This window comes from Streptomyces bauhiniae (assembly GCF_004784475.1).
GTDB lineage: Bacteria > Actinomycetota > Actinomycetes > Streptomycetales > Streptomycetaceae > Streptomyces > Streptomyces seoulensis.
Genome location: NZ_SRRT01000003.1, coordinates 28173 through 39612, shown reverse-complemented (window position 1 = coordinate 39612; position 11440 = coordinate 28173). Strand labels below are relative to the sequence as shown.

10 protein-coding genes are annotated in these 11440 nt (G+C 72.3%); 3 read left to right on the top strand and 7 right to left on the bottom strand.

The genetic code is table 11. The annotated features are described in order from the left end of the window. Positions 1 to 24 precede the first annotated feature (24 nt). The 5 genes from E5083_RS10245 to E5083_RS10225 all read right to left on the bottom strand — a co-directional run bounded on the left by E5083_RS10245 (position 25) and on the right by E5083_RS10225 (position 4791). Positions 25 to 780: an SDR family oxidoreductase gene (locus E5083_RS10245; protein WP_135785344.1), complete on the bottom strand. Its 756-nt coding sequence runs from the start codon at positions 778 to 780 to the stop codon at positions 25 to 27. Between the two features lie 4 nt (positions 781 to 784). After that, positions 785 to 2578 (bottom strand): glycoside hydrolase family 15 protein, encoded by a 1794-nt coding sequence (locus E5083_RS10240; protein WP_135785343.1) that lies wholly within the window; start codon positions 2576 to 2578, stop codon positions 785 to 787. A gap of 66 nt (positions 2579 to 2644) precedes the next feature. Then, a complete protein-coding gene (locus E5083_RS10235; protein ID WP_167513510.1) occupies positions 2645 to 3475 on the bottom strand; it encodes an SURF1 family cytochrome oxidase biogenesis protein in 831 nt (276 codons plus the stop codon). A 16-nt stretch (positions 3476 to 3491) separates the two neighbouring features. Next, a complete protein-coding gene (locus E5083_RS10230; RefSeq protein ID WP_078858611.1) occupies positions 3492 to 3725 on the bottom strand; it encodes a hypothetical protein in 234 nt (77 codons plus the stop codon). Positions 3726 to 3807: 82 nt separating this feature from the next. Then, positions 3808 to 4791 (bottom strand): DEDDh family exonuclease, encoded by a 984-nt coding sequence (locus E5083_RS10225; protein ID WP_135785341.1) that lies wholly within the window; start codon positions 4789 to 4791, stop codon positions 3808 to 3810. 241 nt (positions 4792 to 5032) lie between these two features. Here E5083_RS10225 and E5083_RS10220 point away from each other — a divergent pair, with 241 nt between their 5' ends. Next, positions 5033 to 6079, top strand: a complete 1047-nt coding sequence (locus E5083_RS10220) for a zinc-dependent alcohol dehydrogenase family protein (RefSeq protein WP_135785340.1) — start codon at positions 5033 to 5035, stop codon at positions 6077 to 6079. A 14-nt stretch (positions 6080 to 6093) separates the two neighbouring features. Here E5083_RS10220 and E5083_RS10215 read toward each other — a convergent pair whose 3' ends face one another. Both E5083_RS10215 and E5083_RS10210 read right to left on the bottom strand, forming a co-directional pair. Beyond that, positions 6094 to 7479 (bottom strand): CoA transferase, encoded by a 1386-nt coding sequence (locus tag E5083_RS10215; RefSeq protein ID WP_208754021.1) that lies wholly within the window; start codon positions 7477 to 7479, stop codon positions 6094 to 6096. Positions 7480 to 7522: 43 nt separating this feature from the next. Further along, positions 7523 to 9064 carry a S8 family peptidase gene (locus tag E5083_RS10210; protein WP_135785339.1) on the bottom strand — a complete coding sequence of 514 codons (1542 nt, stop codon included), beginning with the start codon at positions 9062 to 9064 and terminating at the stop codon, positions 7523 to 7525. Positions 9065 to 9352: 288 nt separating this feature from the next. Between E5083_RS10210 and E5083_RS10205 the strand changes: the two genes are divergently transcribed. Both E5083_RS10205 and E5083_RS10200 read left to right on the top strand, forming a co-directional pair. Beyond that, entirely contained in the window at positions 9353 to 9703 is a 351-nt protein-coding gene (locus E5083_RS10205) for a DUF485 domain-containing protein (protein WP_135785338.1), read from the top strand. Then, positions 9703 to 11343 (top strand): solute symporter family protein, encoded by a 1641-nt coding sequence (locus tag E5083_RS10200; RefSeq protein ID WP_135785337.1) that lies wholly within the window; start codon positions 9703 to 9705, stop codon positions 11341 to 11343. Before E5083_RS10205 ends, E5083_RS10200 begins: the two co-directional genes overlap by 1 nt. The last annotated feature ends 97 nt before the right edge of the window (positions 11344 to 11440 follow it).

Genomic DNA, 11440 nt, shown 5'->3' with positions numbered 1-11440 from the left:
GGCCGCCGCCCAAAAGAAGGGGGCTCAGAACCCGTGCCGCATGCCCCCGTCGACCGGCAGCATGACGCCCGTCAGATAGGACGCGGCCGGGGACAGCAGGAACGCGGCCACCCGCCCGAACTCCTCCGGCGCCCCGTACCGGCGCAGCGGGATACGGGACTCGTTGGCCGCCCTGGTGGCGACCGGGTCGGCGGACATCGAGTCCAGCTCCCGCACCCGGTCGGTGTCGATACGGGCCGGGAGCAGGCCGACGACCCGGATGCCGCGCGGGCCCAGCTCGTCGGAGAGGGACTTGGCGAACCCGGCGAGGCCCGGCCGCAGCCCGTTGGAGACGGTCAGCCCCGCGATCGGCTCGTGCACCGAGCCCGACAGCACGAACCCGATGACCCCGCCCGGCTCCAGCTCGGCCGCCGCGGCGCGGGCCAGGCGCACCGCGCCGAGGAACACCGACTCGAACGCGTCCCGCCACTGCTCGTCGCTGTTGTCCGCGACGAAGCCGGGCGGCGGGCCGCCGACGCTGATGAGGATGCCGTCGAAACGGCCGAAGCGCTCACGGGCCAGCGCGATCAGCCGCTCGGGGGCGTCCGCCTCGGCGTTGCCGACGGCCACGCCCACCGCGTCCGGGCCCAGTTCGGCGGCGGCGTCCGCCACCCGCTGCTCGTCCCGGCCGGTGACGACCACCTTCGCCCCGTCCGCGACCAGTTGCCGCGCGGCCGCGTTGCCCAGGCCCCGCGAGGCGCCGGTGACGATGTACACCCGGTCCTTCAGTCCAAGATCCATGCTCCTATCCTGCCTCCTCGGTGCCGAACAGCGTGAGGGCGGTGTTCACCAGCGCGATATGGCTGAACGCCTGCGGGAAGTTGCCGAGCTGGCAGCCGGCCTCCTCGTCGTACTCCTCGGCCAGCAGGCCGACGTCGTTGACCAGGCCGACGAGGCGCTCGAACAGCGCGCGGGCCTCTTCGGTGCGGCCGGTCATGTGCAGGGCGTCGGCCAGCCAGAAGGAGCAGGCGAGGAAGGCGCCCTCGCCCTCGGGCAGCCCGTCCACCACCGGGCCCCCGGGGTCCTCGGTGTCGTAGCGGCGCACGAAGCCCCCGTCGCCCAGGTCGGCGGCGATCGCGTCGACCGTGCCGATCACCCGTGGGTCGTCCGGGGGCAGGAAGCCCACGCGCGGGATCAGCAGCAGCGAGGCGTCCAGCTCGCGGGAGCCGTAGTACTGGGTGAAGGTGTTGCGTTCCGGGTCGTAGCCCTTGGCGCACACCTCGGCGTGGATCTCGTCGCGCAGCTCCCGCCAGCCGGACAGGTCGCCCTCCAGTTCCGGATGCTCCTCCAGCGTGCGTACCGCGCGGTCCACCGCCACCCAGGTCATCACCTTGGAGTGGGTGAACTGGCGGCGCCCGCCGCGCACCTCCCACAGCCCCTCGTCCGGCTGCCGCCACTGCTCGTCGAGGAAGTCGATCAGCGCGCACTGCAGGGCCCACATGTGCGGGCGGGCCGAAAGACCCGACTGCCGGGCCAGCCACAGGGAGTCCATCACCTCGCCGTACACGTCGAGCTGGAGCTGGTCCACCGCGCTGTTGCCGATGCGGACCGGCGCCGAACCCGCGAACCCGGCGAGCCAGGGCAGCTCGGTCTCCGGGAGCCGGCGCTCGCCCGCGACCCCGTACATGATCTGGAGGTCCTCCGGGCTGCCCGCGACCGCCCGGAGCAGCCAGTCGCGCCACGCCTCGGCCTCCTCGTGGTACCCGGCGGCGAGCAGCACGTTCAGGGTGAGGGTGGAGTCGCGCAGCCAGCAGTACCGGTAGTCCCAGTTGCGCACCCCGCCCGGCTTCTCCGGCAGGGAGGTGGTGGCCGCCGCGACGATCCCGCCGGTGGGCCGGTAGGTGAGCGCCTTCAGGGTGATCAGCGAGCGCACCACGGCGTCCCGGTACGGCCCCTCGTACCGGCACCGCCCGCTCCAGCGCCGCCAGTCCCGGACGCTGGAGCTGAGCGCCTTGTACGGGTCGATCAGCCGGGGGCGCGGCTGGTGCGAGGGGTGCCAGGTGAGCACGAACGCCACCCGCTCGCCCTCGGCCAGGGTGAACTCCGAGTGCGTGCCGAGATCCTCGCCCCAGGTCCGTACATGCGGCTCGGAGCGCAGCCAGGTGGAGTCCGGGCCCGCGACGGCCACCCGGTGCCCGTCCGCGCGGCGCATCCACGGCACGATGGAGCCGTGGTCGAAGCGCAGCCGGAGCGTGCTGCGCACGGTGACCCGGCCGCTGACGCCCTCCACGATCCGTACGACGTCCGGGACCTTCTCGCGCTGCGGCATCAGGTCGGTGACGCGCAGGGTGCCCTCGGGGGTGTCCCACTCGGTGTCCAGGACGAGGGTGTCGGGGCGGTAGCCGCGCCGAGTGCAGGTACCGGCGCCCTTCGGCGCGATCCGCCAGTAGCCGTTGTCCTCGTCGCCCAGCAGCCGGGCGAAGCAGGCGCCGGAGTCGAAGCGGGGCAGGCAGAGCCAGTCGATCGAGCCGTCCCGGCCGACCAGGGCGGCGGTCTGCTCGTCGCCGATGACGGCGTAGTCCTCGATGCGCGGGTTCACGCCTTGGCGATTCCCCGTGCGGCCTGACGGCCAATCAGGTGGTGCGCCGGGGGAGTGACACCCGGCTCACACGGCGGCGGGTTCCGCCTCGGCCGCGCTCCCCTGCTCGGCGGCCGCCGCCCGGTCGCGCAGCTCGCGCCGGACCAGGAACCACCAGCCGACGGGCACGGCGGCGGCGAACAGCCACCACTGGATCATGTACGCGTAGTTCAGCGGGGCGTCTTCCTTGCCCGGGCTGGAGATCTGCTCCGGGGTGTCGCCCCTGGGCTCCGGCGCGGTCTGCTCCACATAGCCGCCGAGCACCTGGGCCCCGAGGCGCTTGGCCTGGTCGGCGCTGTTGATCAGCATGACCTGGCGGTCCGGGAGACCGGCGATCTGCTTGATGCCGCTGGCCGCGGTGGTCTCGTCGGCCTTCAGCCGGCCGGTGATCGTGACCTTCCCGGCCGGGGGCGCGGGGACCTTCGGGAACTCGGTCTGGGCGCCGTTCGCCGGAATCCAGCCCCGGTTGACCAGCAGCACCCGGCCGTCGGTCAGCCTCAGCGGGGTCAGGACGTGGAAGCCCACCTCGTCGTCGGCGTTGGTGCGGCGCCGGACGACCTCCTCGTGGGCGGTGTCGAAGGTGCCGGTCGCGGTGACCGTGCGGTACTTGTCGGCGTGGGTGACGGCGCGGCCGGGGGAGGCGAGCCGTTCCACGGGCACCGGATCGGCGTGCAGGGCCCGCGCGACCAGGTCGTTGCGGGCGGTGCGTTCCTCGTACCGGTGGTGCTGCCAGAAACCGAGCCTGATCATCGTCGGGATCAGCGCGATCACGACGAGGGTGAGGATCACCCACTGGCGGGTGAGCAGGAAGCGGTAGCGGTGCACCCCACGACGGTACCTGTGGGCCGTGGGGCGCATTCGGGCGGGTACCGGGTCAGACCCGGTCCACCACCCCCGCCTTCCCCTCGGCGCGGGCGCAGTGGGCGCCGCAGTACCAGTGGCCCTCCACTTCCACGCCCTGCCCGATGATCTGCACCCGGCAGTGCTCGCAGATGGGTGCCATGCGGTGGATCGCACAGGAGAAGCAGTCGAAGACGTGCACCGCGCCCTGTGCGTGGACCTCGAAGGTCATTCCGTAGTCATTGCCGCAAACTTCGCATCTCGCCATGCGCCTCAGAGTGAGCCGTACCCGCCCGCCGGGCGAGCGGGCGCGGGCGCGAATCGCGGGGAATCACCCGTGTGTACGGCTCTCAGCCGGCCGCTTCGACGTCCCGCAGCAGTTGCCCGAAGGCCGCCTCGTCGATGACCGGGGTGCCGAACTGGCGGGCCTTGGCCGTCTTGGAGGTGCCCGAGTCGGGGTCGTTGGTGACCAGCAGGCTGGTCAGCCGGGAGAGGCTGGTGGCCACGTGCAGCCCGGCCTCGGTCGCCCGGTCCTCCAGCAGCTCGCGCTCGGTGGAGGTGTCACCCGAAAAGGCCACCCGCATGCCCTGCTTGAGACGTTTGCCCGGTTCGTACCGTCCGGGGTTGGGGTACGGGCACGCGGGCCGCTTGCGCGCCGGGCGCCAGCCGGGGCCGCGTCCGCCGCCGTAACCGCCGGTCGCCTGACGGCCGATGAGCGGGGCGTCCGACCACTCGGTGAGCGGACGGCACTCCAGCAGCGGCAGCCGCACCTCGTTCGCGGCGGCCGCGCGCAGGCTCGGCCGGAACGCCTCCGCCAGCACCCGCGCATCGTCCAGCGCGTGGTGCGCCCGCTGCTGCACGACCCCGAAGTGCGCGGCGAGCGACTCCAGCTTGAAGTTGGGCAGCGGCAGGCGCAGCTCCTTGGAGAGCGCGATGGTGCACAGCCGCTGGCGCACGGGGGGCTCGCGCCGGGCGCGCGCGTACTCCCGCGCGATCATCTGCCAGTCGAAGACCGCGTTGTGCGCGACCAGTACGCGGTCGGCCAGCCGGGCCGCGAACTCCTCCGCCACCTCCGTGAAGAGCGGCGCCCCTTCGAGCACGTCGCTCGTCAGCCCGTGTATCCACACCGGGCCGGGGTCGCGCTCGGGGTTGACCAGCGTGTACCAGTGGTCCTCGACCTCGCCCCGCGCGTCCAGCCGGTACACGGCCGCGGAGATGATCCGGTCGTCGCGCGCCAGCCCGGTGGTCTCGACGTCAACGACCGCGTATCCCTTCGGATACACGGCCGGCCACGGGGTGGGCGAGGACACTGCGGTCGCGGGGTCTTCGAGCATGGTCAATGAGGATACGGGTCACCGCCGACAGCCGGGCCGCCCAGGGGCTCCCACCCCACCGACCGGGTCGGTCCTCGCAAGGGTGTACGCCCTCAAGGCCGGTACGGGGACACGCCTTTGACGGCGTCGCCGCTGGTCCGGGGCTCCTCGCGGCGCGGACCGGTCCCGCGACGGCGTACCGTGGGTGCGCTCGGGCCACTTCCGGGCGCCCCCACCACCCCGGTACGAGAAGGACCCCGTCATGCGCGCCACCACCATCCACGCCCCGTTCGACATGCGGGTGACGGACGTGCCCGAGCCGATCGTGCAGCTCCCCACCGACGCCGTCGTACGCGTGCTGCGCGCCTGCATCTGCGGCAGCGACCTGTGGGCCTACCGGGGCGAGGCGGCCCGGCAGCCGGGGCAGCGGATAGGGCACGAGTTCCTCGGTGTGGTGGAGGAGACCGGCTCCGCCGTCGGCACGCTGCGACGCGGGGACCTCGTGGTCGCCCCGTTCATGTGGTCCGACGGCACCTGCGAGTACTGCGCCGAGGGCCTGACCACGTCCTGCGTGCACGGCGGCTTCTGGGGCTCCGTCGGCTACGACGGCGGCCAGGGCGAGGCGGTGCGGGTGCCGTTCGCCGACGGCACCCTGGTGAAGCTGCCGGGTGAGGCGGCCTCCGACGACCACCTCCTCACCGGCCTGCTCACCCTCTCCGACGTGCTCGGCACCGGCCACCACGCCGCCCTCGGCGCGGGCGCCCGCCCCGGCGCCACGGTCGCCGTCGTCGGTGACGGCGCGGTCGGCCTCTGCGCGGTGCTCGCCGCCAAGCGGCTCGGCGCCGAGCGGATCATCGCCCTCGGCCGCCACGAGGCCCGCACCGACATCGCCCGCCGCTTCGGCGCCACCGACGTCGTCGCGGCGCGCGGCGAGGAAGCGGTCGCCGCCGTCCGCGAGCTGACCCGTGGCCAGGGCGCCCACGCCGTCGTCGAGGCGGTCGGCACCGAGCAGTCCATGAGCACGGCCGTCAACATCACCCGCGACGGCGGCGCCATCGGCTTCGTCGGCGTCCCCCACGGCAGCGGCACCGGCCTGGACCTCAGCGTCATGTTCGACCGCAACATCGCCCTGCGCGGCGGCGTCGCCCCGGTCCGCACCTACATCCCCGAACTCCTCCCCGACGTCCTCAACGGCACCATCGACCCCTCCCCGGTCTTCGACATGACCGTAGACATCGAGGGCGTCCCGGACGGCTACCGCGCGATGGACGAGCGCACAGCCCTGAAGGTCCTCGTCACCAACGGCTGACCGATCGCCCCCGGTCAGCTCCACTTCGCCGGGCTCGACCCCCAAGGCACCGGTGGGGTGGCCCAGTCTGTCGGGCCGCCGGTGAAGGACACCGGGGGGCGGGCGTAGTCCAAGTGGCCCAGGGGGCTGGCGCGTTCGGTCAGCCAGGGGGCCGGGCCCTCGTAGGAGGGGCCGCCGGGGCGGGGGTCTCGGCCGGCCTCGGTGGTCAGCCAGTGGGCGGTGCGGGCGAGGGCGAGGCGTACCAGGCGGCCTTGGCCGTCGTGGGAGCGTTCGGTCAGGGCACGCAGGACGCCTGCCGCCAGTAGGTAGCCCGAGCCGTGGTCCAGGGCCTGCGCGGGCAGCGCGCCGGGCTCCATGGTCGAGCCCTCGGTGGCCGCGATGCCGGTCGCGACCTGGACGAGGCTGTCGAAGCCGCGCCGCTCACCCCAGGGCCCGTACGCCCCCCACGCCGAGATCTGGGCGACGATCAGGCCGGGGTACCGCCCGGCCAGCGCCTCGGGGGAGAGGCCGAAGCGGTCGAGGGCGCCGGGGCGGTAGCCGGTGACGACCACGTCGGCGGAGGCCAGCAGGTCGGTCAACGCCGTGGTGTCGGTGGCGAGTTCGAGGGTGGCCGACCGCTTCCCGAAGCCCGTGTCGGCGTGCTGGTCGGCAAGTTCGGGCAACTCGGGGGCATCCACGCGCAGCACGTCCGCGCCGAGGAGAGCGAGGGTGCGGGTGGCGACGGGCCCGGCGAGGACGCGGGTGAGGTCCAGCACGCGCAGGCCGGTGGCGGGCAGCAGGGGGCCGGACTCCCTTTCCAAGGGCGGAAGTTGGCGTGCCGAGGCCGAGCCGATCGGGATGCGCTCGACCAGCGGCCGCCGTGCCACCTCCGCGCCCTGCGGATGTGCCGCCCACTGCCCAGGCGTACGCAGGGCCACCGCCAGGCCCCCGGCCGCGTACACCGCCTCCTCGACGTCCAGGGCGGAGCGTTCGAGGAGCAGCCGCTCCACGTCCTCGGGGCCGGCGTCGTCGGGCAGTCCCAGGGCGCCGAGGAGGCGCTGTCGGTGGTGCGGGTAGTTGGCGTGGGTGCGTACCCAGCCGTACGAGGCCCGCCACCAGCGGGACAGCGGGGCGAAGTTGACCGGGGCGCGGCCGTCGATCCGCAGCAGCCGCTCGCTGTGGAACGCGGTGACCACCGCGCCGTCGTCCACCACGGCACGCGGTACCTCACCGAGCCCGGCCCGCAGCGCGCCCAGCTCGGCGGCGGCCAGCGCGCACGTGCCCACGCACGCACGCGCCAGCCGCTGCACGGGAAGGCGGCCGATCAGCGCCCCCGGCCGCTCGACGCAGACCAGCCGGGCCAGCAGCGCGCGATCGCCGCCCAGCGCGACCCAGGCGGACTTGATCATGGGATCGATCATGGCCGCACTATGCATCAGCCGCCCCGGCCCCACAAGGAGGCGCCTAGTGCGTCACCGCCGCCAGCGCGTCCGCGATTCCCCAGCCGTAGAACCCGTTCCGGTTCTTCGTGCCCTCGCACACCGCGTCGACCTTGCCGTCACTGTTGATGTCGTACGGGTCGGTGCACGGCGTGGCCGTGGCCTCCGCGTACAGCAGGGCCTTCACCGCGGCAGCGGAGGCGTGCGGGTGGACCGACTTGATCAGCGCGGCGACACCCGCGACGTGCGGCGAGGCCATCGAGGTGCCGGCCATGTACCCCCACGTGCCGCCGGGCAGCGGGCCCAGGATGAGACCGCTGGTCGCGGGCGGGGCCGGGGTCTGGTAGGCGGTCGAGTCGCCACCGGGCGCCGCGATGTCGATCGTGCCCAGGCCGTAGTTGGAGAACGACGACTTGATCCCCTTCGCGCCGGTCGCCGCGACCGTCACCACCCCCGGAAGCTGGGTGGGTATGTCGAAGCACTTGCGCGGGTCGACGGTCCGGTCCGAGGGCGTGCCGTCGTTGGGCGAGGAGGGGTCGGTGATCGAGTCGGCGGCGAAGTCGTAGTTCTCGTTGCCGGCCGCCGCGACATTGACCGTGCCCTTGCTCTCCGCGTACCGCGTGGCCCGCGTGATGGCGTCCACCAGGGCCTTCTGGTCCGGGTCGCCGGTGCAGTTGAAGTACCACGGGTCGGTGTAATAGCTGTTGTTGGTGACGTCCACGTGGTGCTCGGCCGCCCACACGAACCCGCAGACCACGGCCTCGGTGTAGAAGTAGCCGTCCGGGTTGCCCACCTTGATGCCGGACACCTTCACACCGGGCGCCACACCGGTGATGCCGACGCCGTTCTTGGCGCCCGCGATCTCACCCGCGACATGCGTGCCGTGCGGGGACTCCGCCGCGCTCGGCCGCCAGGCACCGTCCGCCGTGTCCGGCGCGCCGGAGACGCAGTTGACGGAGGCCGCCCGGTCGAAGTTGGGCGCGATGTCCGGGTGGGTGTCGTCGACGCCGGTGTCGATGACGGCGACCGTCACCTTCTTGCTGCCGAGCGTCTTCTCATGGGCCTTGTCCGCCTTGATGGCGGGCAGGTCCCACTGGAGCGGCTCCAACGGGTCCTGCCCGTCGACCGCCTTGGCCTTCGACAGCTCCGCCGCCGTGAGCGGCTTCGGCGCCCCCACGTCGGTGGTGGACTGCGCGGGCAGCGGCGCGTTGCGGGTGGCCCCGGCCGAGGAGACACCGGACACCTTGCGGATCGACTTGGCGAAGTCGGGGTTCGCGGAGTGCACCACGATCACGCCGATACGGTCGTAACTGGCCACGACGGTGCCGCCGTTGCGTCCTATCGCGCGGCGCACCGACTCGATCGTGCGATGGTCCGTTCTCGTGTTGACCACGTAGGACAGCTTCGGGCCGTCGTACGTGGTGGCCGAACCCTCCGCCGCCCGCGTCGTCGGGGCCGTGGACGGGGCCGCCGAAGCCGCCGTCGGCAGGAAGCCGAGCGAGGCGGTCAGCGACAGCACGACCGGGACGGCCGGCGCGAACCGGCGCCGGGAGCGCAGATGAGCCATGGGATCTCCACATCATCCGGAAACGAAACCGCCCGAGGCACGGGTGGCGCTCGGGCAGGTACATGACGGGTGGAACAAGGTGAAGCTATCCCGGTGACACGGAACTCCGAAAGGCCCGCACTCCCGTGAACCGGCGTACGCGCCGGGCCGTGTGCGTCAACGAGGGGGTACGGCCGGATCGCGCCCCCCGGAAGATCACAACGGGGAGTCACGCGTTGACGCCCGGTAACGTGATCTCCGTTCCAGTGAGGTCGGCAACCGCCCGTCCGTGACGCGAGGAGACCTTGAGTGGCGACCGAGACACCGCCCCCCGCGAAGCACCCACTTCCGTCCCCCGAGGAGTTCACCGAGGCACAGGCGAGCGCGGAGTTCGGTGAACTGCGCCGCGCCCACCGCTCGTTCGCCTTTCCCCTGACGATCGCCTTCATCGCCTGGTACCTGGCCTACGTGCTGCTCTCCTGCTACGCGGGCGACTTCATGGGCACCGAGATCGCCGGGAACATCAACGTGGCCCTCGTGCTGGGCCTCGCCCAGTTCCTCACCACGTTCCTCATCGCCTGGTGGTACGCGCGGCACGCCGCCGCCAAGCTCGACCCCAGGGCCGACGCCATCAAGTCCCGGATGGAGGGCGGCGCCTGATGTCCGCATCGCACACGATCGCCGCCCAGCACACCCTGCTCGCGGCCGGCGAGGCCAGCGAGCACAGAGGTCTGATCATCTCCCTGTTCGCGGTGTTCGTCGCCGCGACCCTGGTCATCACCGTCTGGGCGGGCCGCCAGACCAAGGACGCCGCCGACTTCTACGCGGGCGGCCGCCAGTTCACCGGCTTCCAGAACGGACTCGCCGTCTCCGGCGACTACATGTCCGCCGCGTCCTTCCTCGGCATCGCGGGCGCCATCGCCCTGTTCGGCTACGACGGCTTCCTGTACTCCATCGGCTTCCTGGTCGCCTGGCTGGTCGCGCTGCTCCTGGTCGCCGAGCCGCTGCGCAACTCCGGCCGCTACACCATGGGCGACGTGCTGGCCTACCGGATGCGCCAGCGCCCGGTACGCACCGCCGCGGGCACCTCCACCATCGTGGTGTCGATCTTCTACCTGCTCGCGCAGATGGCCGGCGCCGGTGTCCTGGTCTCCCTGCTGCTCGGCATCACCAGCGACAGCGGCAAGATCGGCATCGTCGCCCTGGTCGGCGTTCTGATGATCGTGTACGTCACCATCGGCGGGATGAAGGGCACCACCTGGGTCCAGATGGTCAAGGCGGTCCTCCTCATCGCGGGCGCGATACTGCTGACCTTCCTGGTGCTGCTCAAGTTCGACTTCAACGTCTCCGACCTGCTGGGCTCGGCCGCCGACAACAGCGGCAAGGGCAAGGCGTTCCTTGAGCCCGGCCTGAAGTACGGCGCCACCGGCACCTCCAAGCTGGACTTCATCTCCCTCGGCATCGCCCTGGTCCTGGGCACCGCCGGCCTGCCGCACATCCTGATCCGCTTCTACACGGTCCCCACCGCCAAGGCGGCCCGGAAATCGGTGATCTGGGCCATCGGTCTGATCGGCGCCTTCTACCTGATGACCCTCGCCCTGGGCTTCGGCGCGGCCGCGCTGATCAAGCCCGAGGAGATCATCGCCTCCAACAAGGCGGGCAACACCGCGGCCCCCCTGCTCGCCCTGCACCTCGGGGGAGTGGACTCCAACTGGGGCGCCATCCTGCTGGCCAGCATCTCCGCCGTCGCCTTCGCCACGATCCTCGCGGTCGTCGCCGGCCTCACCCTGGCCTCCTCCTCGTCCTTCGCCCACGACATCTACGCCAACGTCATCAAGAAGGGCCGGGCCACCGAGAAGCAGGAGATCAACGCCGCCCGGTACGCCACCGTCGGCATCGGCGCCGTCTCCATCGTGCTCGGCGCGCTCTCCCGCGACCTGAACGTGGCCGGACTCGTGGCGCTGGCCTTCGCGGTCGCCGCGTCGGCGAACCTGCCGACCATCCTCTACAGCCTGTTCTGGAAGCGGTTCACCACCTCGGGCGCCCTGTGGTCGATCTACGGCGGCCTGGTCACCGCGGTCGGCCTGGTGCTGTTCTCCCCGGTGGTCTCCGGCAAGCCGACCTCGATGTTCCCCGACGTCGACTTCCACTGGTTCCCGCTGGAGAACCCCGGCATCATCTCGATCCCGGTCGGCTTCCTGCTGGGCGCGGTCGGCACCCTGCTGTCCAAGGAGGTCCCGGACGCGGAGAAGTACGCCGAGCTGGAGGTACGGTCCCTGACCGGCACCGGGGCGCACTGAGCCGCCCGTTCGGCACACCTCACGGCCGCGCCGCGCGGGGCAGGACCCTCGCGCGGCGCGGCCGCGTCCATGCCGGGCCGGGGAATCAGCGGCTGTC